This is a genomic window from Chryseobacterium sp. OV279 (genome assembly GCF_900128945.1).
Classification (GTDB): domain Bacteria; phylum Bacteroidota; class Bacteroidia; order Flavobacteriales; family Weeksellaceae; genus Chryseobacterium.
In genome coordinates, this window is the sequence record NZ_FQUD01000001.1 from 523,499 (window position 1) to 549,443 (window position 25,945).

Consider the following 25,945-nt stretch of genomic DNA (forward strand, 5'->3'; position numbering starts at 1 on the left):
ACCAGCAACTAAACTCTGAACTCATATACGCTCCAACTCAAAACCATTACCCATTCACCGCTTCCACTCTTTCCACCAAATCAGGAACGAATTGTTTTAAAATATTTTCAATTCCGTTTTTCAAAGTGGCAGTAGAGCTTGGACATCCTGAACATGCACCCTGTAGAAGCATTTTTGCGGTTTTGTTTTCCTGATCGTATTCCATCAGGGAAATTTTTCCACCATCGTTTTCTACAGCAGGAGCTACGTATTCATTCAGGATATCTGAAATTTTTTGTTCGTCGTCTGTATAATCTCTGTTGATGATTTTTTCAACAGGATTTTCATGAGTCTGAGGTTCAAGATTGGATATTTCACCTCCGTTTTGAAGATATTCAGCGATAAGACCTCTTACAGCCATCATCACTTGGTGCCATTCCACAGAATCATCTCTGGTTACAGCCACGAAATTATCAGAAATAAAAATTTCTTTAGCGAAATCAAATTCCTTAAAAATCGCTTGTGCTAAAGGAACTCCTTCTGCCGCCTCTCTTGATTTCACTTCCACAAAACCATCAATAAGCATTTTGCTGGAAACGAATTTCATGGCATTCGGGTTAGGAGTCATTTCAGCATAAATCTGATACATTTCCTTCTTTTTCTGAAGGTAAATTCTCGGATTGGCTAATAATTCATCTTCGATGACATTTTTCAGGCTTTCAGCAACATGTTCCCATTCAATAGTGTCCTGTTTTGCTACCGCTACAAAATTAGCAGTGATGAAAACTCTTTCCACAAAAGGATAGTTGAAAAGTTCCTGAGCTAAAGGAATTTCTGAAATATCTGAACTTCTGTCCAACTCTAAAGAGCCCGGGATCAGGTTATAATCCGCGACAAATTTCATCACTTTCGGGTTTTCGGTTGGTTCTATAAGTATCGTACGCATTTTTTCGTTAAATTTGAGATACAAAAATACGCAATTAGAAATTAGAAGTTGGAGATTAGAAATTAGATTTTTGCTATCACACTCATTTGAAATTAGAAGTTAGAGTTGAGAAGTTAGAAATTAGTATAAGTAGACGTGTGATTTTCAAATCAATTCATTTTCCGACAAAAAATTAAAAGTTATTTCATGTAATCAGAATTTACATTTTCAAATTAACTTATTTTCAAATTTTCAAATCAAAATTATGGCAATTGTAAAAGAACTTTTAGGAAAAAAACCTCAGATAGGAGAGGGCACATTTTTGGCAGAAACGGCAACCATTATCGGTGACGTTACCATGGGAGAGAACTGCAGTATCTGGTATAATGCAGTGATAAGAGGCGATGTACATTACATCAAGATGGGCAATAAAGTAAATGTTCAGGACAATGCCATGCTGCACTGTACCTATCTGAAATATCCTTTGAATATCGGAAATAATGTTTCCATCGGACACAATGCCATCGTTCACGGATGTACCATCCATGACAATGTACTCATCGGTATGGGAGCCATCGTAATGGATGACTGCCTGGTAGAGGAAAATTCTATCGTAGGAGCCGGTTCTGTAGTGACTCAAGGAACACATATCAAGTCAGGAGAAGTATGGGGCGGAGTTCCAGCCAAAAAAATCAAAGATATTTCTGCCCAGTTACTGGAAGGAGAAGTTAACAGAATTGCAGATAATTATGTGAAATATTCTTCTTGGTATAAGGAGAATCTGGAGAACTAGTTTTGAGTTGGAGAATTCTAGAGTCGGAGAGTATTAGGGTTGGAGAGTTTGAGAGTAAATGAGTTTAGTTGCTGGTTGACAGTTCCTCGTTTCTAAGATCGTTGTGAAAAATTTCATATCTCTGATCTCATGTCTGAAATCTTACATCTGACGTCTCAGATTCACCATTCACTTGCGAAGCAAAATTCACTATTGACAGTATCTATAGTATTAAACCATCGGCGTTAATAGTCTGATATCTGATGTCTGTTATCTGAAATCTACCCAACCACAAATAAATAAAAGCTCCATCTTACCGATAGAGCTTTTTTTAAATCCTTAGTATAAACTCCTGAGTGAGTTTTGTTGATAATTCAACGGATATATAACCTTTGCTTTGATTTTTTTCTTTTTTATTGCTCCGGTGTTATAAGCAGGGCTTTTCCGGCGATACACTTGATAGATGTTGGTGGCGTGACCATCATACAGTCAGACGTGATATTATATTTTTCATTGAAGGCTTTTACTTTCTGGGTATATTCTTCAATTCTTGGAAGGATGATCGTTTCTATTTTTTTAGGATAAGCGATGTATTGCTGAGGTCCTCCGCAGGCTTTGGCTCCCATCGGGGAAAAGGTCCAGTCTGATGTATTGTCACATTTTTCTTTGGCGGTTTCAGATTGAATGGATGCTTTTAGCTTATCCAGCTGAGCCTGTTCATATTTTTGACTGTCTTCATCGGCTGGTCTTTCTGAGATATCCTTAGGAAGATTGGTGTCGGCATTTTTTGTTGTATTACATGAAACCAGAGTAAGTGTAGTACATAATGCCAGTAATGGAATATTGATGAAAAATTTTTTCATTATAAATTTCTTTTCAGTTAAAGAATTTTCAAAAGTTGTGCCAAGGTAACAAATTCAAATTCATTTTGCGTAATTTTGGAGCGATGAACAATCATTTTTTTGACTTAATAGAGCATACGAACAGAAGTGTCTTTCTTACGGGAAAAGCCGGAACCGGAAAAACAACTTTCCTCAATGATTTTGTAAAGAAGACGAGGAAAAAATATATTGTGGTAGCGCCTACGGGAATTGCTGCGATTAATGCAGGAGGTGTAACCATCCATTCCATGTTTGGACTGCCTTTAAGAACATTTTTACCGACTACGGACCGTATCGACGGAAGCTTGGCGAATAATATTGCCGACCTGATGCCTCATTTCAAATACAGAAAAGATAAACTTAAGCTTTTGAGAGAAGTCGAAGTGCTTATCATTGATGAGGTTTCCATGCTGAGAGCTGACGTTCTGGATATGATGGATTTTTCGTTGAGATTTATCAGAAGAAATAACCAACGCTTCGGTGGAGTTCAGATGTTGTTCATTGGTGACCTTTACCAGCTTCCACCGGTGGTAAGAGATGAACATATTTTAAAGATATGCTACCAGTCACCCTTCTTTTTCGACAGCCATGCCGTGAAAGATATTCCTTTGCTGACTATTGAACTGACGAAGGTGTACAGACAGTCGGATGAAAAATTCCTGGATATTCTGAACGCCATCCGTGACGGAGATGTAGCTAATATCAATTTTAATGTTCTTAATGAAAGATATGATCCTGATTTTAAGGCAGGAACCGATTCCTACGTTTATCTGTGCTCGCACAATAAAATGGCGGATGAAATTAACCAGCAAAAACTGGAAGAAATTGATCTGACCGTGAAAACCTATGAAGCCAAACTTTTTGGAGATTTCAAGGAAAATCAGTTTCCGAACGAGCAGTTTTTGGAATTAAAAGTTGGAGCGCAAGTGATGTTCATCCGAAACGATATCTCGGGAGAGAAGAAATATTTCAACGGAAAGTTGGGCGAAATTATGTCACTGGATGATAATGAAATCAAAGTGGTTCTCGATGGAAGCGAAAGAGAAATCGTAGTAAAAAGAGAAGTCTGGGAACAGAAAAAATACTTCCTCGACACTGAAAAAAATATCAAAGAAGAAGTTCTGGGAAGCTTCGAACAGTTCCCGATCAAGCTGGCGTGGGCGGTTACCATTCACAAGAGCCAGGGACTGACGTTTGATAATGTCATCATTGATGCCGGAAAAAGTTTTACAGCCGGTCAGGTGTATGTTGCCCTGTCGAGATGCCGTACTTTGGAAGGAATTGTTTTAAAATCCAAAATCACTCCTGAAGTTATTTTTAAGGACAACAGAATTCTGCAGTTTCAGGGAAATACTTTTGCCAATGATAATGTGGAAGCGATCCTGAACCGTGAGAAATATGACTACAGCATCAAAAAAGTACTCCGTGCCGTCAACTGCCTGTGGTTCCTGAATGAAGTAGAAGAATGGAATAAACTGTCCATCACCACGAAAAGTATTGATCATGTAAAAACCAACCAGCTGTATCTTCAGCTGAAACATGAAATTGTCAACCTCGGAAAAATCTTCGAAAAGCTGGAAAGAGTTATTTCCCAGAAGGTTAATAATTTTATCGAAAATAAAGAAGAATGGTCTGAAATTGAAGGTAAAACGAAAGGAGCCGTTAATTTTTTCTTTACAGAAATCAGGGATAAAGTATTCAATCCGCTGAAAGAATTTTATGCGGAAATTAAAGGAACAAAAGGGTTAAAACAGTACAACGAGGAATTCAGGGACTGGCTGGAAGATACAGAAGAATATCTGAACAGCCTGAAAGAAGTTCATCTGTTGGAAACTAAGCTTTTAGATGAAAAAAATGATAAAGAAATCAATTTAAAAATAGCAAAAGTTCCTTCACAGGTTCTTACCTTCCAGTTATTTGAGCAAGGGAAAACCATTGGTGAAATTGCTATGGAAAGAGGCTTGGTAAAAGAAACGGTAATCGGACATTTAGCAAAATTTGCAGAACAGGGATTACTGGATATTTCAAGAGTCATTACTTCAGATAAAATCAAAGCATTTGAAAATGAATTCTACAAAAATCCTCATGAAACCCTTACGGAATGGAAGAATGCGCTACCTAATGATTTTGAATTCAATGAGATCAGAATTTTAATCAATCATTATACTTTTAAAAAGGAAAAGAATGATTCAATGTAATAAATAAGACTGTCTCAAAGCAAGACAGTCTTTTTTTATTTGTTTAAGAGATCATGATGGACTTCTAAGGATACATCGTATTGATCGTATTGATATCTCCTGTGGTAAAGCCCGTTCTGTTGTAGGTGAAGTTAGTATTGTTCGCTCTCTTAATAGTAGGCTGTCCGTTTTTAGAATAGGAATTTGGCCAATACATCATCACTGAATTAATATTGAAAGGACCTATATCCGTTCCTGAATTATACATATTGAAATTATACGCCTGTCCATCCTGAATGTTGTTCCACTGGATGCTTAGATATTGATCTCTGTCTTTACGGGCGTGTTCATGATAAAGTCCAACTGTATGTCCCATTTCGTGAATGACCGATCCTACAGAAATATACTGGTCCAAAGAAATGGTCTGTTTTCCACCTTGGTATCCTATATGTGCCCAACCATCTGATCCGGATGAACTTCCGAAAATAAATTCCACATAGTTCGTCTGATTCGTACGGGGAATCCATTGGGTATTGGTTTTAGTATTGTACTCATTAATAGCGGAAGTGATTTTATTGGCATTGATAGAGCCCATATTACCGGCGACAGTATAATAAATCTTAGCTCCCGGCCATCTCGAAAAACTGGCGCCTCCTTTATTCGCAGAATGATCTTCTGTCAGCTGTTTGTCTGTAAGAACAATATCTCCCTGGAAAAAATTCAAACCGTCCTTTTCTTCATAAGTAATAGTCTGGCCTCCCAGTTTTCCCTCTTTGATATTCTTAGTCTGAAGACCATCCGCCTGGGCTTCTGCCATTATATCTTCATTGTTTTTACTACACGAAGCAAAGGCTACCATAATAACAAAACCTGTAACTACAGACTTTTTAACCTGTAGTTTCCGATACAATACATCTTTAATTTTTTTGTTCATAATACTATTTTTAAATGTGGTGTTCAATTTGGTGATGGTAATACGAATATATTATTTTATTTCTATTATTTGTGAGTTATTGATGTTAAAATGATTTTATCTGATGATTATTCATCTTTCGCTTACAGAAATTATAGAGCAACTTGAAGTTTTTCAAGCCTGAAATTTATGATGGTGAAAGGTTTTGAGATGCTTGAGCTTTGCCTTATCACTGTAAAGCAATTGGAAGAATTTTATAAAAATTCTTATGAACCATTAATAGAATGAAAGGATTTATTTCCAGATGATTTAGAATTCAGTGAGATCAGGATTTTGATTAATCATTATACTTTAAAAGGGAAAAAGGAAGATAATTTTGGAAATATTTAAACTGAATTAAATTTTTCAACGATAATAAACTGATTATTAATGATGATCAGTTGGTGTGGAGTAATGATTTTTTCTCCGAAGTATTTGATTTTTACATGATGTTTACTGCGCATTTTTTCAATATTTTCAACAATGGAAAAAGGTGCTTTCAGAATTTTGCCGGAACCTTTTTGGATATTTTGGAGAAATATCAGATAATCAATTCCTGTATTAATTTCGATATAGTCGTTCCAGTTTCTCCAGTCTTTTGTGATTTCATCAATTGAGTTTTTTAAATCTTGAACAAAAGCTTCAGCATTTTCAGGTTTTGAGTTAATGAAAACTTCAAGATTATTTTCGTTATGGTTAATTAACAAAGGGTGTTGTTCGTAAAAAAATAATTTTCCTGACTCTTTTTGTTTTAAAAAAGCTTCCTTTTTATTTTTAAAGTCAAAACGGAATAAATTATTTTCAACTTTTAGAATAAGGTATGTCGATTGAAATTTTTCAATTTCCACGAATTTATTATGAAACTTTTCAATATTGACCATATTTTTAATGGAGTTAAATGTTAAAATGGTTAACCTACACAAGGTTAAATATCTGAAACCAAAGAAATATATACTCCTTTGTGATCACTTAGAATGTTCTTATCAACGAAAGTTTTAGCTTCCAAAATATTTTTTTTCAACGTTTTAGGAATGATGATATGGTCAATATTTTGAGTGATTTCTCCGGTTACATTTATTAAATCTAAATCCTCAATCAATTTTTTTAATGCTTCAGTTGTCGATGAGTTAATTGAAAGTCGCATTTCCTCCTGTCTGAAAGAAGTATTTAAATCCCCAACGATGATAATGTTTTTATTAATCGAATGAATAGCAGTACAGTCCTGAACTGTATTTTTTAATTCATTTTCGACAAAAGGTTTTCTGTTGAACCAGGTTCCGATAATTGTGCAGTAGAATACGATATTTCCATATTCAGTTTCGAATTCCAGAGCCAGATTGGTTTTATCATCAGTTACCGGATATTTTTTTGAATAGGGCAATTTTGAATACAATATTGTTCTGAATGCCTGTTTGCCCTTTAAGTATTCCGTATAATTCAGATTTTCATAGATTATATTTTCAGGAATTGGAGAACATGAATAGGTGTATTTGAAATTGTCAAGATGAAGCTGTACAGCTTCGGTTAAAATGAGAAAGTCGAAATTCAGGGTATTGATAAATGTTTCAATTTCCAATGAATCTTTTTTTCTTGCCCAATCAATATTAAAAACTGCAATTTTCATGATCAATCAAAAATATAAAATCTCAACATAAAGCATCTGAAAGATTTTATTTTAAAGTGTAATATCTAGCGTTAGCTTCCTACGGTTATTATCGTAAAATGTAGCACTACGGTTTTCATCTCTAGACAATGTTTCCATATTTTCGATTTCATTAAATCGACTTTTATCAGTTTTGGAAAGTTCCATTATGATAAAATGATTTTCGTCAATGGTATTAAAATCTACAAGCTTTAAATATTCTTCAATAGAATTTTTATCGAGTATTACTTTTCCGCTGCCCAATTTATGGCGGTCCTGTCCATTCTTTTTAACACCTGAGATCCAATATTCTTCTCCTGTTTCGATATCAAAATAATTCCCACTGATTCCGGGGATTTTAAGTTTCTTCAAAGCTTTATTATTGAAATATACCGTTTGACCGGACTTTGAAAATTCTACAAAACCAATCCAGGCAGACCCGTGATGACCTGTGGATTTGTTTTCTAGATACATTATTTTAGATTTCATGATTTAATATTAATTGGGGAGTATTTATAATTTTAACTGTAAATAATTTACGGAACAATATCATACACTGTATTTTCATTATTTCCAAATAGCTCATTCTGAATATGTCTTGCGAGCTGTATTGTTTGCTCAATATCCGTATTTGTTTTGATCATTAAATAAGGCATACCGTCATTAGCTTCCTCCACAAAAGTGTAATTATTTCTTATCGCAAAACTTTTAATCTTTTCAAAATACGGAATTTGAGTTTTTTCTACCGCTTCAAATTCTATATTATAATTGTTACCCTCTTTTTTAAAATAAAGACAATCATAACTGTTTGATGTAATTCCTATAAAATCAAACTCAGTTTTATCCTGACTCAATAAGATAAGCTCTTCGTATAAACCACTCATTTTTATTTGACGGGCAACTTTTATATTAACAGGAATTACCTTTTTAAAGCTATTCAAAATTGACTTGAAAATGTCCATAAATAAAGTTTTGAGACGGATTTACAAATGATCTCAACAATCAAATATAAGAAATAAAGAAATGTTCATTGAGCCACATAATGAAAAGAATGAGAATGAAGAATCATTTATAATAGTTTTTTCATGAACTGCACCATCAATCCTATCAATTACAAAAAGTAACTAATGCAGTTTTATTGGTTTAAATTTGTTTGGTTTTAAACCTAAAATTTAAAATTATGAAATCACCGAGGGTGATTCCATATCGCTTTTAAAAAAAATAAATATCTGATATGAAAAATTTTGAAATATCGGTGCTTGATCTTGCTCCCGTAAAGCAGGGAAAAAGCATTCACGATACGTTTCAGGACAGTTTATCTTTAGCAAACCATACTGAACAATTACATTATAAAAGATTCTGGCTGGCCGAGCACCACAATATGGAAAGTATTGCCAGTTCAGCCACCACCGTTCTGATCGGTTTTATCGCCAACGGAACAAAAACAATAAGAGTCGGATCCGGAGGAATTATGCTTCCGAACCACAGTTCCCTGATCATCGCTGAACAGTTTGGAACCCTGGAATCTCTTTTCCCTGGAAGAATAGATCTTGGTCTGGGAAGAGCTCCCGGAACAGACGGACTTACCGCTCAGGCGTTAGGAAGAAATCCTGCGATTATCAACAAGCAGTTTCCGAGACAGATCTTAGAACTGCAGACATATTTTTCGAAGGACAATGCTGATGCTTTAGTACGTGCCATTCCTGGTGAAGGGCTGGACATTCCGCTTTACATTCTGGGATCCAGTACAGACAGTGCGTGGCTCGCTGCGGAACTTGGGCTTCCGTATGCTTTTGCAGGACATTTCGCTCCGGAGCAGATGGAAATGGCTTTTAAAATTTACAGAGAACATTTTCAGCCTTCCGAACAATTGGCTCAACCTTATCTGATGGCATGTATCAATGGAGTAGCGGCAGAAACTTCTGAAGAGGCACACAAAATGTCTACAACATTGTTCCAGGCATTTATCAACATCATCAGAAATGACCGTAAACCTTTTGCTCCGCCAGTAGATGATATGGATGATCTTTGGTCGCCGATGGAAAAATCCATGGTGCTTCAGAAACTGAAATATACGTTGATCGGAAATCAGGCAGAAATTGAAGATCAACTGAAAGATTTTCAGGAAAAATTCAATGTGGATGAATTAATTATCAACTCACATATCTACGATCATCAGAAAAGACTGAGATCTTATGAGATTTTCAGAGAGGCAGCAAACTCTTTATCCAAAGCCTAACAAACCCTCCATATTAATTGGCAGATGCTCATTTTTATAAGTATCTTTGCACAAATAAAAAGTAAACATGTCTGATATTAAATTAAATACTATTCCAGAGGCTATTGAAGACCTTAAAAATGGTAAAATAATCATAGTAGTAGATGATGAAGACAGAGAAAACGAAGGAGATTTTCTTTGCGCTGCAGAATTGACAACGCCGGAAATTATCAATTTTATGGCACTTCACGGAAGAGGACTTATATGTATGCCGCTTCCTGAAAAAAGATGTGACGAGCTAGGTCTTGAAGTGATGGTAAGCAGAAGCAGTGATCCTAAGGAAACCGCTTTTACCGTATCTGTTGACCTTCTTGGAAACGGAACTTCCACAGGTATTTCTGCCGGAGACAGAGCCAAAACCATTTTAGCTTTGATGGATGAAAAATCCAAGCCGACGGATTTCATGAGACCTGGACACATTTTCCCGCTTCGTGCAAGAAAAGGAGGGGTTTTAAAAAGAGCAGGACATACTGAAGCAGCCATTGACCTGACTCAGTTGGCAGGTTTAAAAGAAGGTGGTGTGATCTGTGAGATCATGAATGACGATGGTACGATGTCCCGTTTGCCGGAACTTCACGCTTTCGCTCAGAAACATGATATGAAGATTGTTTCCATCGAAGACCTGATTCATTATCAGCTTAAAAAAGGAAACCTTATCGAAAGACTGGAAGAAAGAAAAGTACAAACCGCTTATGGTGAGTTTGATTTTTTTGCTTTCAGAGAAACATCGAATGACCAGATCCATTTTGCCCTGACGAAAGGAGCATGGACGGTTGATGAACCTGTTTTGGTAAGAGTTCAGTCTTCAGATTCTTATTTTGATGTATTGACAAGACTGAACAATGGTGAAAAGCCATTATTGGAAAAAGTAACCAATATGGTGAATGAAGCAGGAAAAGGAGCTGTTATTTTCATCAATAACGTTTCAAATTCTGAAAATACACTGAGAAAGCTTCAGCAGTTCCTGAATTACCAGGACGGGCAGGAGCAGCATCCTACATTGGCTTATAACTACAGAGATTACGGGATCGGAACACAAATTCTGAAAAATCTGGGAATCAATAAATTTAAAGTGATCACTCAGAACCCTAATATCAAGCCACAGGTTGGTGGATATGATGTAGAGGTGACAGAGCTGGTACAGCTGTAAAAATAAATTGTGAATAGTCTGTAGTGAATGAATGCTACGGATTATTTATAGAAATAAAATCAAAAAAAAGGTTTAGGATTTTTCTAAACCTTTTTTTATTTTTAAACCATGACAGAGTCTTTAAAGAAACACATCAGGGAGTATATTGAAATTTCAGACGAGAAGCTTGAAAAGTACTGCAGTGCTTTTACCATTCAGAAAATTAAGAAAAAAGATTTCCTTTTAAAAGAAGGCGATATCTGTGAAGCCGAAGGATTTGTATTGAGTGGCTGTTTTAAAGTTTTCCGTACAGACAGCAATGCAGATGATCAGATCCTGTATTTTGCCGTGGAAGACTGGTGGATTTCTGATATTGACAGTTTTATTAATCAGATTCCGTCGCAGCTGAATATCCAGGCTATTGAAGACAGCGAAATTCTTCTCATTTCAAAGGAAGACAAAGAAAGACTCTATCTTGAAATTCCTGAAATTGAGAAACTGATGAGACTTAAATTTCAAATGTCCATTATTGCTCTACAACGTAGAATTATTGATAATTTAAGCAAACCTTCCGATGAACGTTATCAGGACTTTTTGAATAAATATCCCAAAACAGCCCACCGGCTTACCAATATCCAGATCGCTGCTTATTTAGGAGTAACGCCTGAGTTTATCAGTAGAATTCGGAGAAAAATTGTAAGTAGAAACTAAGACTTTTAAGGTGAATGGTCAATTGTGAATTTTGCTTCGCAAGTGAAATGATGGATATGAAAGGTTTCGGGAAACGAGATACGTAGTTCGAACCAGCAACTAAAAAACTCTAAAACACCCGACTCTCCAACTCCAAAACTCTTACAAACTTATCTCCTCAAAATTTCTAAATCCATTCAGGAAATCCTTCACTGTCATTCTTTTTTTACCTTCTAATTGAAGTTCTTGTGGGAAATAAGCACCGTCTTCCGTATAGATTTTGAACTCATTTTTAGAAATATCCAAAGTTCCGGAAGGCTTTCCGTGATCCATGATTTCGAATTTTCCGGCAAATATTTTTAATCCTTTTTCCTCTTCTCCGATTTTAATAGTGGTGAAGGCAGCCGGATAAGGTGACATTCCAAGGATGAACTGATGAACTATTTTTGATGGAGCTTTCCAGTTGATTCTGGTGTCTTCCTTAAATATTTTATACGCATTTTTAGGATGTTCAACATGAGGTTGAGGTCTTTCGGTAATAGAATTTTCAGCTAAACCGTCAAGCGTTTTTACAACCAGTGATGAACCCATCTCCATTAATCTGTCGTGAAGACTTCCCGCATTTTCATCCGGTATAATTTCCAGTTCCTGTTGAAGAAGAATATTCCCTTCGTCTATTTTTTCATTGATGAAAAACGTAGTGGCACCGGTTTTTTCTTCACCGTTGATCACTGCATAATTGATAGGAGCTGCTCCTCTGTAATCCGGAAGCAATGAAGCATGAAGATTGAACGTTCCCATTTTAGGCATTTCGAAAAGAACCTTTGGCATCATTCTGAAAGCAACCACGATGAAAACATCAGCATCCAGTTTTCTCAGTTCTTCCAAAAATTCAGGGTTTCTCAATTTTTCAGGCTGGAAAACAGGAATATTATTTTCGGCGGCATATACTTTTACCGGAGACTGATTGATCTTCTGTCCGCGGCCACTGGCTTTGTCGGCAACAGTTACAACACCTACCACTTCATGACTGGACTGATGGATAGCCTCCAAAGAAGTCTTTGCAAACTCCGGGGTTCCTAAAAAAACGACTTTCAATGATTTCATGGTGCAAAGATAAGGGTTTTTGGGAGAGTTTTGGAGTAGGAGGGTATTAGAGTTGGAGTGTTTTAGGGTCGGAGAGTTTTAGAGTTTTTTAGTTGCTGGTTGCGAGTTGCTGGTTCAAACCGCGAAACGCGGACCTTGTATCTCGATCTTGATTAGCATAAGCTAATCTAAACTTCTAGTTTGCCACAATTTGTCTGAAATCTAATGTCTGACATCTGCTGTCTAAATTTCACCATTCACCTGCGAAGCAAAATTCACCATTCACATTATTTATTCCTCATGATTCAACGCATACGTTCTGAAGTTCAGCATCTTTACTTTTCCTGAATCTAAGAGGAAAATCAGGTTTTCCAGGATGTTGTTTTTAGAGTGATAGTTAAGCTGGACGGACAAATCTTCGATTGTTGACGGTTTTTTGGCCAATAGATTAATGATTTGCTGGGAAATATTTTTTCCGAAAATGGATTGCTTGTTCTTTTCACAGACTGAACACTGGCCACAGTTCTTCGTATTTTTTTCACCAAAGTAAGCGAGAATAAGTTTCATTTTACAATAATCATTGTTTTCTATGAAGAACTTGATCTCTTCCCACTTTTGGATTTTATTCTTTTGGATGTGTTCAAAAAGTTTCCAGTACGCTGCATTGATGGCTCTTTCATCACGGGGTTTTAGAAATTTGATGCTCGATAAAGCTCCGTCTACATATTCCAGATAATTTTTTTGCTGAAGTTCTTTCAAACGTTCTTTGATCAAAGGCAGACTTACCCCGATCTTATTGCTGACCTGCTGCTCGCTGAACATTACCTTATGCGTCGTGATTCCTGACACGGTACGGAGCAGAAGCTCTATGAAATAAGCATCTTTCTGTGGCAGCTGGTCTATGTCTTCAGCATTGAACAGAAGCTCCAGTGAAGATAGGCTTTTGTTGTCGTTATGATAAATGATCTCCTGATTGTGCAGGAAATTGAGAACATTACTGATCTTAGCTCTTGACAGTCTTGTAAAGTTTTGTATTCCCTGGATATTCAACTGGAAAACTTTTTCCGGCAACTCGTATTCTGCTACCTGGAAAATAGAGTAGAGGTAGGTGATGATTTTTAAAAATTCCGCTTTGTTGGGAATCTGGTTTTTCAAAATTTCATCAAAGTTAAGAAGTTCCTGTTTGTTCCAGAGAAGAAATGCAAAACTGTCTTTTCCGTCTCTTCCTGCTCGTCCAATTTCCTGATAAAAATTTTCTAATGAAGGAGCGGGAGAGTAGTGGATTACAAACCGGACATTATCCTTGTCTATTCCCATACCAAAGGCATTGGTGGAAATCAGAACATGATTGTCGCTGGTATTCCAGAGGTTCTGTTTGGCATTTTTTTCTTTCGTCGTTAAACCGGCGTGAAAATAATCTACATTTTTCACCTGATTTTTTTTGAGAAATTCGGCCAGCATTTCTGCATCTTTTCTTGTTCTTACATAGACAATTCCGGAGTCATTATTATGTTTTAAAATATCAAAAACACGTTGGAATTTATCGGAAACTTCATCTATGAAAATCCTGATATTCTCTCTCCTGAAACTTTTCTGAAAAACAAACGGCTTTTTTAGTTCCAGCTTATTTTTGATTTCTTCCAGAACTTTCGGAGTTGCTGTAGCTGTTAAAGCCAGACATGGAATCTTTGGATTATTTTTTCTGAATTCTTTAATATTCTGATAGCTCGGTCTGAAATCCTGGCCCCATTCTGAAATACAGTGCGCTTCATCTACAGCAATAAATGACAGTTGGATTTCTTCAATATTCTGTAGAAATTGATTGTTAGTAAGTCTTTCCGGAGATACGTATAGAAGTTTCGTAAGGCCATCTTTACAACGGTTATAGACTGCTTCTGCATCGTATTCATCCAGTTCGGAAGATAGATAGTCTGCTTCGATACCACGGTGCTTCAGTTGGCTTACCTGATCTTTCATCAGGGCAAGAAGCGGTGAAATCACCAAGCAGGTTCCTTCTTTCAGCAAAGCCGGAAGCTGGTAACAGAGCGATTTTCCGGCACCGGTAGGCAACAGGACAAGGCTGTCTTTTTCATTAATGACTGCGTCGATGATTTCTTCCTGAGAATCTCTGAAACTGTCATAGCCCCAAAAATATTTTAGGGTATCAAGTTTTAATTTTTGGAAATCCTGCTGAGAAATCATAGGGTAAAAGTAATAAAAGTATTACAACAAAAAAAGCCGTGCAAGGCACGGCTTTGATATATTAGCTGATAAGTTTATTATTTAGCTTCGAAGTATACTCTTCTGTTTGCTCTGTTTTTCCATTCAGGGCATTTAGTAGCTGGTTCGCACTCAGGATATTTAAGGTCTTTTTCACCTTTTCCTACTGCGTTGATTTTTCCATTCTGAACTCCGTTTTTGATCAAATAATTCTTAACGTTATTTGCTCTTCTTTCAGAAAGTTTCTGGTTGTAAGCATCAGTACCTCTTGTATCAGTAGCACCGATTACACTGTAAGAACCTGTTGAAGAGTTAATATAGTTTACTGCGTTATTTAAGATTGGAGTGTTTGAAGGTAAAATTCTGTCAGAATTTAAATCAAACTCAATTCCTTCAAGTTTAGTTTCTGTTTCTACTACAGGTCCTGTAGGCGTTGTAGGACATCCGTTGTTTTCAACAGGTCCAGGAACAGTTACACATTTGTCGTAAAGGTCAATTACACCGTCAAGGTCAGTGTCAAGAGCTACACCGGCACCATCCACTCTTGCGCCTGCAGGAGTATCAAGTTGTCTGTCCCAATCGTCACAAACTCCGTCGTTATCAGCATCTCCTTTTTTACATACTTCGATATCCTGGTTTTTATTAGCCAAAACATCAAGTTTGTAATAGATTTCCTGAAGCGGGTCATGCCACATTAAGTGAGACTCGTGTTTTCCTAACTTCAATGAAATACCTAAAGTAGCATTAAAGAAGTTATCAGATACCTGCTCTTCACGTTTGTTGATGGTACTGTATTTGTCACCACCTCCGTCGAATTCATCATCACCGGTAACTACATACATCAATCTTCCTTCAAGATCGATTCTTCTGTTGATTTTATATTTTAAACCGGCACCAGCCTGCATAAACAGAGATCCTAATTTGAATGGCTTGATTTCAGTAGCCAGTCTCTGTCCGTTAATATCTTTCTGATATGCTTTGTAAGCAATCGTACCGATACCTGCATAACCGTGAAGTGCCCATCTGTAAGGAGAGTGGTTGTCAACTCTTCTTAAAAGATTGGAGAAATTGATGTCTCCCAATAAAGAGATTGCGTCATACTGAGTTCTTCCAGCTATAGAAGTTGCATCGGGTGCAGCATCTTTAGTGTTGAAAAATCCCTGTCTTGTTTCACCTCTGTCATACTGTAGTTTTAAACCAAAAGCGTGAGTGATCGCTTTGTCAATACTTACATAAGCAGAGTATCCGAAAAGGTTTTTACCATTACCATTCTTGATAGAAGTCATGTCAGCTGACTGGATTAGTGGTACACCAGCACCGGCTGAAATAGACCAGTCGTTAAATCTTTTTGACTGATTGGTAAACGGGGAAACATTGGCAGAACCGGAAGAAAAGGTATTCGGATATTCTCCATTTGAAACTGCCGTTGAGTCTTGCGCAAAGCTTACGGCAGGAATTGCCATGGCTAATGCAACAATTGCTAAACTTAATTTCATAGTGTTATTTTTTTAAGTTAATTTAAATGATTTTATTTCTTAATTAATTTATTCTTATGATCTCTTCTCAATAGTTCTGATATGTATAATTCACTACATACCGAAATGTCTGAAAAATAATATAAAGGTAGGTAAAATATTTCGTAGTAAAAAAAATAACCGAAAAGAAATGTTCTTTTCGGTTATTATGGAAGGATTATTTTTTCTTCTTTTTAGTCTGTTTTTTTACGGGGGCATCTTCGTAATCTTTCTTTTTAATAGAATCCCAATCCGAGCTTTCTACAAAACGAACCGTTACTTTTCTGTCTGCTAATCTTTCAGCATCGGATGCAGTTGCAGGAAATGTAGCATCAGCTGAACCTACTCCTTTAGATTTCAGTACATTCTGGCTAACACCTCTGTTTTCCAAAGCTGCTACTACGGCAGCTGCTCTTTCTCTTGATAATTTAAGGTTGTATACAGCATTTCCTTTAATATCCGTATGTCCTGTTAATAGATAATTACCACCTTTATCTTTAATGATTCTTGCAGCCAGATCTAATTTATCATTAGATTCCGGTCTGATGGTTGCCTTGTTGAAATTGAAGTATATATCCTTAAGATTTTGTTCTATTTCAACAGCAGTCTGATTATTATCTACCTTTTTTACGATTGGACATCCGTTATTTTCTACAGGTCCGGGAACCGTTACACACTTATCATTAAGATCGATTACACCATCAAGGTCAATGTCTAAAGCTACACCGGCACCATCCACTCTTGCCCCTGCAGGAGTATCAAGCTGTCTGTCCCAATCGTCACAAACTCCATCGTTATCATTATCACCTTTCTTACATACCTCAATATCCTGTTTTTTATTAGCCAGAACATCAAGTTTGTAATAGATTTCCTGAAGCGGATCGTGCCACATCAAGTGGGATTCGTGTTTTCCCAGTTTTAGAGAAATACCAAGAGTCGCATTGAAGAAGTTGTCAGATACCTGCTCTTCACGTTTGTTGATTGTGCTGTATTTGTCACCACCTCCGTCGAATTCATCATCACCGGTAACTACATACATCAATCTTCCTTCAAGATCAAGTCTTCTATTAATTTTGTATTTTAAACCGGCCCCAGCCTGCATGAACATTGATCCAAGTTTAAAAGGCTTAACTTCAGTGGCAAGTCTTTGTCCGTTGATGTCTTTCTGATATGCTTTGTAAGCAATCGTACCAATACCTGCATAACCGTGAAGTGCCCATCTGTAAGGAGAATGATTATCAACTCTTCTTAATAAGTTAGAGAAGTTAATATCTCCCAATAAAGAGATCGCATCATACTGAGTTCTTGCTCCTACGGCTTTTGCATCAGGTGCAGCATCTTTAGTATTGAACCATCCCTGTCTTGTCTCACCTCTGTCATATTGTAATTTTAAACCGAAAGCATGCGTGATTGCTTTGTCAATACTTACATAAGCAGAGTAGCCGAAAAGATTTTTACCATTACCATTCTTAATAGACGTAAGATCGGCTGACTGTATTAGCGGTACACCTGCACCTGCAGAAATGGACCAGTCGTTAAATCTTTTTGATTGATTGGTAAATGGGGAAACATTGGCAGAGCCAGAGGAGAAAGTATTTGGATATTCTCCTGTAGAAACTGCTGTTGAGTCCTGTGCATAGCTAACAAAGGGAATTGCTAGTGCTAATGCAGCAACAGCTAAATTTAATTTCATCATGTATTTATGTATTAAAATTTTTTTTCAAAAACTGAAGAAAGCAGTCTTTCAACTGCTTTTTTCATTGTATTATTTAGTAGGGCATCCGTTGTTTTCAACTGGTCCCGGAACGGTTACACATTTGTCATATAGATCTATAACACCGTCAAGATCCATATCCAAAGCTACACCGGCACCATCTACTCTTGCGCCTGCAGGAGTATCAAGTTGTCTGTCCCAGTCATCGCATACACCATCATTATCTGCATCACCTTTTTCACATACTACAAGATCCTGAGATGCATTTTCCAGAACGCTTGTTCTGTAGTATGCTTCCTGAAGCGGGTCGTGCCATGCTAAATGTGAAGGATTTTTTCCCAGTTTGAAAGTAATCCCTAAGTTCACTGTCCATGCATTGTCAGATCTAGAATCTGAGATCATATTATACTTTGAACCAGCTGTCGCAGGATCGTAGTCATTGGCCTCAGCCCATCCGCCTCCGTCAAATTCATCATCACCGCTTATGATATACATCGTTCTAGCTTCAATATCGATAAGTTTTGAAACATTGTATTTCAATCCTACACCGAACTGATAGAATAGGGAATTAATGTCAAAATCCTGTTTGATGAACAAAGGAACTCTTTTTGGGGAATCACTCCATCTGAATTCATTACCATCATGAAGAGACGTATCGTAACCCATAAATCCAAGTCCTGCATAACCATGGAAAGCCCATCTGTAAGGGGAGTGGTTGTCAACTCTTCTCAATAAATTTGAAAAGTTTACATCTCCCATTAAAGCAAGCTGGTTATATTTGGTAGTGGCTGTTCCAACACCTGCTGCAGCTCCCGCTGCTCCTCCTAACATTGCTTTTTGTTTCGTTTCTCCTCTCTGATAGATAAGGCTTAGTCCGAAAACATGTGTAATCTGCTTGTCAATACTTACATAAGCATTATATCCCCAGTTTACCTTTTTGTCATAAAAAGAGGTAAGGTCTGAATGCGCCATAAAAGCAGCACCCCCACCCACGGAGATCGACCAGTCGTTGAAACGTCTGGCTTTGTTGTCAAAGCGTTGTACATTTGCGGAACCTGAAGAGAAGGTATTAGGATACTCACCTGAAGAGTTTACTGCAGTACTATCCTGGGCATAAGCTGCGATAGGCAGTATGGCTAATAATAATAAACCTAATTTCATATATGTTTTATGTTTTATTCAGATAAAATCTTTCAATAATACTTTAGAAAAATCTCTTTCAAATAAATGTTTTTGATGAGGTATTTCCAATCTTTCTGATCTGAAATTCAAATCGTTATATTTAATGATGTCAATATCTATTATTCTATCGCTATAGCTTCCAGATGATTTTGAATCATTAATTCTTCCCATCTCAACTTCAATACCTTTAATAAAATCAAGCAGTTGGATAGGTGAAAGATGCGTGAATATTATTGATGCAATATTACAAAAAATATTAGAACTGACAAATTCTACCGGTTCTGTTATTAAAAATTCGCTGGTTTGTGATATTTCATTTCCGCCTTCCCTGATCTTTTCTAAGGCAAGCTCTAAATTTTTTTTTTGGTCTCCAAGGTTACTTCCTAGTAACAAAACCACCTTATGCTGCGACATATTGGAAAATTGATTGATTTATGAGAAGTTTCTTTAAAAATGTATTGGCAAATATAGTGGCAATTGTCCTATTATGTGCCGTATTTTTCGTCTTTTTCATTATGATGCTTGTGTTCAGTTCTATGGGGAATGACAAAGCTGTGTCTGTGAAAAACAATTCTGTTCTGACGATTAATTTAAAGACTAATATAATAGACAGTCCAACAGAAGAAGAAGTGGGACTGTTCAATATCAGCGATAAAAGCAAAAGCGTTCTTTTGTATGACGTCCTGGAAGCTATCAGAAAGGCTAAAACCGATGATAATATTAAAGGGATAAGTATTGAAGCTGACGACCTGCATGCAGGAATGACCCAAATCGATGATATCAGAAATGCTATTGAAGATTTTAAAAAGAGTGGGAAATTTGTGTACGCTTACGGAAATGCTGTTTCGCAGTCTGCTTATTATTTAGGATCTGTGGCAGATCAGTACTACCTTAATCCATCAGGAATGATAGAATTAAAAGGATTGGCTACTGAAGTTGCATTTTTTAAAGATTTTGCGGATAAATATGGGATTGGTATCGAAGTGATCAGACATGGAAAATTCAAGTCTGCGGTAGAGCCATTCTTAAGAAATGATATTTCTCCGGAAAATAAAGAGCAGTTAAGTACTCTTTTAAATGATATCTGGAGCAGTACTTCAACTAAAATGGCCGTTTCAAGAAAAATGGATACCGCTCAGTTCAAAACTGTTGTTGACAGTTTATATGGGATGATTCCTGAATTGGGATTAAAATATAAATTGGCTGACAAACTGATCCAGAAAACAGAATATGACCAGATGATTAAATCAAAGCTTAGTCTTAAAGAAAAAGAGAAGCTGAATAAGGTGTCATTAGCCGGCTACATCAGTTCTTATGCAGACGAAGATAAGTCTGGAGAGAAAGTAGCTGTGCTGTATGCTTCAGGTGGAATTAACAATGGGGATGGCTATAACGACATCTTTTCAGAAAGATATGTGAAATATATCAAAGAACTTCAGGATGATGAAAAAGTGAAAGCGGTTGTTTTCAGAATCAACTCGCCTGGAGGAAGTGCTAATGCTTCAGATGAAATTTTATTTGAACTTCAGCAGCTGAAAAAGAAAAAGCCTTTAGTGGTATCTTTCGGTGACTACGCAGCGTCCGGAGGATATTATATTGCAATGGCAGCGGATAAAATTTATTCTGAACCTAATACACTGACAGGATCTATCGGAGTTTTCGGAGTGATTCCTTATTATAAAGATCTTGCGAACAAAAACGGTATCCGCTCAGATATTGTCGCTACCAACGCCAATTCTCAATATTATTCTGCATTGAACGGGGTTACGCCTTACGGAGTAAACCTGATCACGAGAAGTGTTGAAGGAACGTATAAAAGATTTGTACATTTTGTGACTCAAAATAGAAAACAGACTTTCGAGCAGATCGACAGTGTGGGTGGAGGAAGAGTGTGGAGTGGTGTTCGTGCAAAACAGATCGGCCTTGTGGATGAATTGGGAACATTGAATGATGCTGTGAAATTTGCCGCTCAGAAAGCAGGATTAAAATCTTACCATGTTTCTTCTTATCCGAAAAGAATGACTCCTTTTGAGCAGATCTTTAAAGACCTGAATGAAGAGGATATCTCAGCAAGAATTATCAAAAATAAAATTGGTAAAGCCAACTATGAAATTCTTCAGCAGATCACAGATGAGAAACTGAAGTCTGAGGTGAAAATGGAAATGCCTTACCAGATCAAGATCAACTAAACTAAATTATATTGTACAAAAAATCCCGGAACTGAATTTCAGTTCCGGGATTTTATTTTTTATCTGCTGTATTAGCTTTTCTTGGTAGCCATTCCGTAGATCCAGAGAACGATTAAAGCGCCTCCTATAGCCAGAATCCAGCTTCTGGGATTCCAGAATGAGGTAACGTCTCCCCAGTGTAATAAGTAAACGCCTATCGCACCGCCCACGAAAGCTCCAATGATCCCTAGTATAATGGTGATCAGCCAGCCGCCTCCCTGGTTACCCGGCATAATCATTTTTGCGATGGCTCCAGCCAGTAGCCCGAATATAATCCATGTTAAAATTCCCATAGTTGCAAATTTTTTAAGTGTTAATATTTATTGATTTGTTTGCTAAGTTAAGGGAAAACATGATCTAAATCATCTTTTCTTGAAGAATGAGTCAACAAATTCCGTACCATTGAAAAGTTGGAGGTCCGTCATCTTTTCGCCCACCCCGATATATTTTACCGGAATCTGGAACTGATCTGATATGCCTATGACCACACCACCTTTGGCAGTTCCGTCGAGTTTTGTTACGGCTAATGCATTCACTTCTGTGGCTGCTGTAAACTGTTTGGCCTGCTCAAATGCATTCTGACCTGTAGAACCGTCAAGAACGAGTAGGATCTCATGCGGAGCATCAGGAATCACCTTCTGCATTACTCTTTTAATCTTAGAAAGTTCGTTCATCAGGTTGATCTTGTTATGTAGTCTTCCTGCGGTATCTATAATCACTACGTCTGCATCTTGTGCTACAGCACTCTGTACAGTGTCAAACGCTACGGAAGCAGGATCTGAACCCATGTCCTGTTTAACGATAGGAACACCGACTCTTTCGCTCCAGATGACCAACTGATCCACAGCTGCCGCTCTGAAGGTATCTGCCGCTCCCAGAACAACCTTTCTGCCTTCTGATTTAAATTGGTGAGCCAGCTTTCCGATCGTCGTTGTTTTTCCTACACCATTTACTCCGACTACCATAATAACGTAGGGCTTTTTCGAACGGTCTATATTTCCTGTTCCTGCATGAGGGTTTTCAAGAAGCAAGCCTGAGATCTCTTCGCGAAGAATATCATCCAGTTCACTTACACCAACATATTTATCACGGGCAACACGCTCTTCAATTCTTTCTATGATCTTGATGGTTGTGGATGCGCCTACGTCAGATGCAATCAGTATTTCTTCCAGGTTATCCAGTACTTCATCATCTACTTTGCTTTTACCGACTACGGCCTTCGTCATTTTTTCAAAGAAACCCTGGCTGGATTTTTCCAGACCTTTATCTAAAGTTTCTTTTTCTTCTTTTTTGAAAATATTTTTAAACCAACTCATAGTTCATTCTTATTTGTTTTTTATAACTGCCGTGGCTTCCACTTCTATAAGTACATCGTCTCTGAAAAGACGGCTTACTTCCACAAGGCTGCTCACGGGAGGATTTTGAAGGTTGATATATAAGTCACGGATTTTTCTAAAGTCTGGTGTTTTGGAAATATCGGTGATGAATATTCCCAGTTTTACAATATCCTTTCCTGTTGCTCCATATTCTTTCAGGATGCTTTCAATGTTTTTAAAAACCTGTTGGGTCTGCTTTTCGACGTCGTTTCCTACGAGATTTCCTGCAGCATCCAATGGCACCTGTCCGGACAGTAAAATCATTTTGGAATTTCCACAGTCAATGCTTGTTGATTGTGACAATCCTTTAATGGTAAAAACTTCCGCGGAGTTTTTGTATTCTACACTGTTCATCTTTTTCTGACCGAATGAAAATAGAAAAATTTCTGTGAAAACCAGAATAAGAACCTTTTTCATATTGGTGTATATTGAATTGATTAATAATCTGGTGAACAAAGATAACAAAAAAACTACCCAAAATATGAGTAGTTTTTTATATTGTAAATAAAGTGGAGATTATTTCTTCAAATAACCGTCTACTTCGTCTGCATTCATTACTTTTTCTTCGAAAACGTAAGCACCTGACTTAGATGACTTAACCATTTTCACAACTTTAGTCATTTTTTTTGACTGTCCGCTTTGTAGGGTTGCTACTACTTTCTTTGCCATGGTAAATTATATTTATAAATTACTTGATTTCTTTGTGAAGGGTAGATCTTTTAAGAACAGGATTGTACTTCTTAAGCTCTAATCTCTCTGTAGTGTTCTTTTTATTCTTAGTAGAAATGTATCTTGACATTCCTGGCATACCGCTCTCTTTGTGCTCTGTACATTCAAGGATTACTTGAACTCTATTTCCTTTTTTTGCCATGATTTATTAATTCTTTTTAATCAATCCGTTTCTAGTAGCTCTTTCAATAGCTTCTTCGATTCCAATCTTGTTAATCACTCTCAATCCATGAGCTGATACTTTCAGTGTTACGTGCTTATCCTGCTCCGGAAGGTAAAATTTCTTCTCTAATAAGTTAATTTCAAAACGACGCTTCGTTTTGTTATTAGCGTGAGAAACGTTGTTACCAACCATTGCACGCTTTCCTGTTATTTGGCAAATTCTTGACATATCTCGATGTTCTTATTTGTATAATATTTGAGAGTGCAAAATAACGAAGAATTTTTTATATAGACAAATCTTTTGGAAAATATTTACAAATAACTGACTGATTAATAATCATGAATTTTAAAATAAAATAAATCCCGAGACACGCTGAGCCAAGTGACTGATATATTTCATGTAAGCTTTATGTAAAAAGCAAATCCGAATGTTTTACCTTTGTTTTTAATTAATCTAAATAAAAATAATATGAAGAGGATCTGTATTCTTTTATCTATGCTTCCTGTGGGGCTCATGGCTCAGAACTACACTGAAATCCAGACCGGTATGAAGAATTTCTACTATGGATCAGCTGATGTGGCTGATATGGATAATGACGGAAAGCAGGATGTGGTGATCAATGGAGCTATTGACAGTGATGGTGATGGAAATGTAGATACATCTTTTAACGAAGTATACAGAAACAACGGGACTTCACTGGTGCCTTATGCCAATTTGGGAGCGAATGCAAACCACCTGGGAGATATCAAATTCATGGACTTTGATAATGATGGTTTGATGGATATTATTTCTACGGGGCTGAGTTATAATGATATTGTAAATTATAAGCATTACCGATTTAAAAATACCGGAACTGGTTTTGTAAAAGAGGTCGATCTTGCGGGAAAGGTCTACGGATCTCTCGAAGCTTTTGACTTTGATAATGATGGAAAAGTAGATTATGCCATCAACGGAACCCAATATATAGAAGGAACCGGTTTTGTGAATAATCTTGACTTCTACAGAAATACAGCAACCGATTTTGAACTGACTAAAGGTTGGCAACCGGGAACACAGAATGGAAGCTTCAAGTTTGTAGATCTTAATAATGACAACTTTCTCGACCTTGTTATTCTTGGGGTAGCTGATGGTGATAATCCTATTTGCAAAGTCTTTCTGAATCAGTCGGGAACACTGACGCTTTCACAGGATTTTGAAGCCCTTACGAGCGGAAAAATGGAGTATGCAGATTTCAATGCAGACGGTTTCCAGGATATTGTGATTACAGGACAGGATACCAGCTATGAAGGGTTTCTTGCTGTTCTTATGAATGACGGAACCGGACACTTCAACTTACAGAAAATAAACGTTCCCGAGATAGCAGATTCGTCTGTCACTACGGGTGATGTAGATAATGACGGGTACTATGATTTTATCGTTTCCGGAAATGATAGTAATAATGATGCCGTTGTAAAAACTTTTTTATATAATCCTTCAAATCAAAACTTTACTGAAAATATACCTACAGGGCTGCATATGTTAGGAGGGCCAGGTTTTGTGAATCTACTTGACTTTGACAATGACCACCGTCTGGATGTTTTATTGGCCGGATTTGATTGGGCAGATCCGGGCATGCCTTCACTTACTAAATTCTTCAAAAATACTTCTACTGAAGTTAATCTGAAACCTGTACCTCCCGCAGTCCTTAATGTAGTAAAAACAGGAAACCGTTTTAAATTCTCCTGGAGTGGTGCGTCTGATGATAAGACCCCTGTGAATGCCCTTCGATATGAAATTAAAGTAGGGTCTACACCCGGAGCCGCCAATCTCGCCAAATATGTAGTGACAACACCGTCATGGTTCCTGGATCTTGACCCGTCTGTTCAGAATGTATACTGGACTGTAAGGTCTATTGATGCGTCAAAAGTATTTTCTGATGCTTCTATACAAGGTACACTGGGAACACGTGATGTAACGGTAAACAACCTGGTTTCCATTTATCCGAATCCGGCGTCTGAGAAAGTATTCATTAAAGGAGATAAAGTTTCTGATGTTGAAATGTACTCTATGGATGGAAGAAAACAGAATGTTATTTTGAATAACGATCAGTCTATCAATGTTTCACATCTTACGAAAGGAGTTTATCTATTAAAACTGAAAATTAAAAACGAGGTAACCACTCAAAAATTAATCATTCAATAAAACTGAAAAGTTCTATTAGTAAGAAAAGCCAGACGTCCAGCTGGCTTTTCTATTTTATTTATTAGTTATCTTAAAAAAAGCACTTTATCCAGCCGGATAAAGTGCTTTTTTAATTTAGTGTTGAATT

26 protein-coding genes are annotated in these 25,945 nt (G+C 37.0%); 7 read left to right on the top strand and 19 right to left on the bottom strand.

Annotated elements, in window-relative coordinates; all coding sequences use genetic code 11:
* Positions 1-46: 46 nt before the first annotated feature.
* The gene (locus BUA72_RS02240; RefSeq protein WP_034723732.1) at positions 47-925 is read right to left on the bottom strand and encodes a NifU family protein; all 879 of its coding nucleotides are present in this window, start codon (positions 923-925) and stop codon (positions 47-49) included.
* Positions 926-1,169: 244 nt separating this feature from the next.
* Between BUA72_RS02240 and BUA72_RS02245 the strand changes: the two genes are divergently transcribed.
* Positions 1,170-1,697, top strand: a complete 528-nt coding sequence (locus tag BUA72_RS02245; RefSeq protein WP_072921657.1) for a gamma carbonic anhydrase family protein — start codon at positions 1,170-1,172, stop codon at positions 1,695-1,697.
* 392 nt (positions 1,698-2,089) lie between these two features.
* Here the strand turns inward: BUA72_RS02245 and BUA72_RS02250 are convergent, their stop codons facing one another.
* The gene (locus BUA72_RS02250) at positions 2,090-2,539 is read right to left on the bottom strand and encodes a hypothetical protein (protein WP_072921658.1); all 450 of its coding nucleotides are present in this window, start codon (positions 2,537-2,539) and stop codon (positions 2,090-2,092) included.
* A gap of 83 nt (positions 2,540-2,622) precedes the next feature.
* Here BUA72_RS02250 and BUA72_RS02255 point away from each other — a divergent pair, with 83 nt between their 5' ends.
* Positions 2,623-4,755, top strand: a complete 2,133-nt coding sequence (locus BUA72_RS02255) for a helix-turn-helix domain-containing protein (protein ID WP_072921659.1) — start codon at positions 2,623-2,625, stop codon at positions 4,753-4,755.
* Between the two features lie 64 nt (positions 4,756-4,819).
* Here the strand turns inward: BUA72_RS02255 and BUA72_RS02260 are convergent, their stop codons facing one another.
* The 5 genes from BUA72_RS02260 to BUA72_RS02280 all read right to left on the bottom strand — a co-directional run bounded on the left by BUA72_RS02260 (position 4,820) and on the right by BUA72_RS02280 (position 8,290).
* A complete protein-coding gene (locus tag BUA72_RS02260; protein ID WP_072921660.1) occupies positions 4,820-5,668 on the bottom strand; it encodes a M12 family metallopeptidase in 849 nt (282 codons plus the stop codon).
* Positions 5,669-6,033: 365 nt separating this feature from the next.
* Entirely contained in the window at positions 6,034-6,534 is a 501-nt protein-coding gene (locus BUA72_RS02265) for a hypothetical protein (protein WP_139259483.1), read from the bottom strand.
* 77 nt (positions 6,535-6,611) lie between these two features.
* Positions 6,612-7,310 carry an endonuclease/exonuclease/phosphatase family protein gene (locus BUA72_RS02270; protein ID WP_072921662.1) on the bottom strand — a complete coding sequence of 233 codons (699 nt, stop codon included), beginning with the start codon at positions 7,308-7,310 and terminating at the stop codon, positions 6,612-6,614.
* Positions 7,311-7,361: 51 nt separating this feature from the next.
* Entirely contained in the window at positions 7,362-7,817 is a 456-nt protein-coding gene (locus BUA72_RS02275) for a hypothetical protein (RefSeq protein WP_175548846.1), read from the bottom strand.
* Positions 7,818-7,864: 47 nt separating this feature from the next.
* Positions 7,865-8,290 carry a hypothetical protein gene (locus tag BUA72_RS02280; RefSeq protein WP_072921664.1) on the bottom strand — a complete coding sequence of 142 codons (426 nt, stop codon included), beginning with the start codon at positions 8,288-8,290 and terminating at the stop codon, positions 7,865-7,867.
* 272 nt (positions 8,291-8,562) lie between these two features.
* On the opposite strand from BUA72_RS02280, the gene BUA72_RS02285 reads away from it, so the two are divergent.
* From BUA72_RS02285 to BUA72_RS02295, 3 genes are all read left to right on the top strand, one after another.
* Positions 8,563-9,567: an LLM class flavin-dependent oxidoreductase gene (locus BUA72_RS02285; RefSeq protein WP_072921665.1), complete on the top strand. Its 1,005-nt coding sequence runs from the start codon at positions 8,563-8,565 to the stop codon at positions 9,565-9,567.
* Between the two features lie 67 nt (positions 9,568-9,634).
* Positions 9,635-10,756 carry a 3,4-dihydroxy-2-butanone-4-phosphate synthase gene (gene ribB, locus BUA72_RS02290; RefSeq protein ID WP_047452078.1) on the top strand — a complete coding sequence of 374 codons (1,122 nt, stop codon included), beginning with the start codon at positions 9,635-9,637 and terminating at the stop codon, positions 10,754-10,756.
* A 108-nt stretch (positions 10,757-10,864) separates the two neighbouring features.
* Complete coding sequence (locus BUA72_RS02295) at positions 10,865-11,446, top strand: Crp/Fnr family transcriptional regulator (protein WP_072921666.1); 582 nt, start codon at positions 10,865-10,867, stop codon at positions 11,444-11,446.
* Between the two features lie 141 nt (positions 11,447-11,587).
* Here the strand turns inward: BUA72_RS02295 and fmt are convergent, their stop codons facing one another.
* From fmt to folK, 6 genes are all read right to left on the bottom strand, one after another.
* Entirely contained in the window at positions 11,588-12,532 is a 945-nt protein-coding gene (gene fmt, locus BUA72_RS02300; RefSeq protein WP_047452074.1) for a methionyl-tRNA formyltransferase, read from the bottom strand.
* A 270-nt stretch (positions 12,533-12,802) separates the two neighbouring features.
* Positions 12,803-14,713: a RecQ family ATP-dependent DNA helicase gene (locus tag BUA72_RS02305; RefSeq protein WP_072921667.1), complete on the bottom strand. Its 1,911-nt coding sequence runs from the start codon at positions 14,711-14,713 to the stop codon at positions 12,803-12,805.
* A gap of 77 nt (positions 14,714-14,790) precedes the next feature.
* Positions 14,791-16,227, bottom strand: coding sequence for an OmpA family protein (locus BUA72_RS02310; RefSeq protein WP_047452069.1), 1,437 nt, complete (start codon positions 16,225-16,227; stop codon positions 14,791-14,793).
* A 196-nt stretch (positions 16,228-16,423) separates the two neighbouring features.
* Positions 16,424-17,938 carry an OmpA family protein gene (locus BUA72_RS02315; RefSeq protein WP_072922471.1) on the bottom strand — a complete coding sequence of 505 codons (1,515 nt, stop codon included), beginning with the start codon at positions 17,936-17,938 and terminating at the stop codon, positions 16,424-16,426.
* A 72-nt stretch (positions 17,939-18,010) separates the two neighbouring features.
* Positions 18,011-19,120 (bottom strand): outer membrane beta-barrel protein, encoded by a 1,110-nt coding sequence (locus tag BUA72_RS02320; RefSeq protein WP_072921668.1) that lies wholly within the window; start codon positions 19,118-19,120, stop codon positions 18,011-18,013.
* Positions 19,121-19,138: 18 nt separating this feature from the next.
* Positions 19,139-19,555: a 2-amino-4-hydroxy-6-hydroxymethyldihydropteridine diphosphokinase gene (gene folK, locus BUA72_RS02325; protein ID WP_047452066.1), complete on the bottom strand. Its 417-nt coding sequence runs from the start codon at positions 19,553-19,555 to the stop codon at positions 19,139-19,141.
* Positions 19,556-19,575: 20 nt separating this feature from the next.
* Between folK and sppA the strand changes: the two genes are divergently transcribed.
* A complete protein-coding gene (gene sppA, locus BUA72_RS02330) occupies positions 19,576-21,330 on the top strand; it encodes a signal peptide peptidase SppA (protein WP_047452064.1) in 1,755 nt (584 codons plus the stop codon).
* Between the two features lie 71 nt (positions 21,331-21,401).
* Here sppA and BUA72_RS02335 read toward each other — a convergent pair whose 3' ends face one another.
* The 6 genes from BUA72_RS02335 to rpmB all read right to left on the bottom strand — a co-directional run bounded on the left by BUA72_RS02335 (position 21,402) and on the right by rpmB (position 23,865).
* The gene (locus BUA72_RS02335) at positions 21,402-21,662 is read right to left on the bottom strand and encodes a GlsB/YeaQ/YmgE family stress response membrane protein (RefSeq protein WP_047452062.1); all 261 of its coding nucleotides are present in this window, start codon (positions 21,660-21,662) and stop codon (positions 21,402-21,404) included.
* Positions 21,663-21,731: 69 nt separating this feature from the next.
* Complete coding sequence (gene ftsY, locus BUA72_RS02340; RefSeq protein ID WP_034723757.1) at positions 21,732-22,685, bottom strand: signal recognition particle-docking protein FtsY; 954 nt, start codon at positions 22,683-22,685, stop codon at positions 21,732-21,734.
* Positions 22,686-22,694: 9 nt separating this feature from the next.
* Complete coding sequence (locus tag BUA72_RS02345; protein WP_072921669.1) at positions 22,695-23,162, bottom strand: RidA family protein; 468 nt, start codon at positions 23,160-23,162, stop codon at positions 22,695-22,697.
* Between the two features lie 99 nt (positions 23,163-23,261).
* On the bottom strand, positions 23,262-23,414 hold the full coding sequence (locus BUA72_RS02350) for a DUF4295 domain-containing protein (RefSeq protein WP_002976755.1): 153 nt from the start codon (positions 23,412-23,414) through the stop codon (positions 23,262-23,264).
* 19 nt (positions 23,415-23,433) lie between these two features.
* Positions 23,434-23,616, bottom strand: coding sequence for a 50S ribosomal protein L33 (rpmG, locus tag BUA72_RS02355; protein ID WP_027373683.1), 183 nt, complete (start codon positions 23,614-23,616; stop codon positions 23,434-23,436).
* Between the two features lie 6 nt (positions 23,617-23,622).
* On the bottom strand, positions 23,623-23,865 hold the full coding sequence (gene rpmB, locus BUA72_RS02360; protein WP_002976757.1) for a 50S ribosomal protein L28: 243 nt from the start codon (positions 23,863-23,865) through the stop codon (positions 23,623-23,625).
* Between the two features lie 240 nt (positions 23,866-24,105).
* On the opposite strand from rpmB, the gene BUA72_RS02365 reads away from it, so the two are divergent.
* Positions 24,106-25,818, top strand: a complete 1,713-nt coding sequence (locus tag BUA72_RS02365) for a T9SS type A sorting domain-containing protein (protein ID WP_072921670.1) — start codon at positions 24,106-24,108, stop codon at positions 25,816-25,818.
* Positions 25,819-25,945 lie beyond the last annotated feature (127 nt).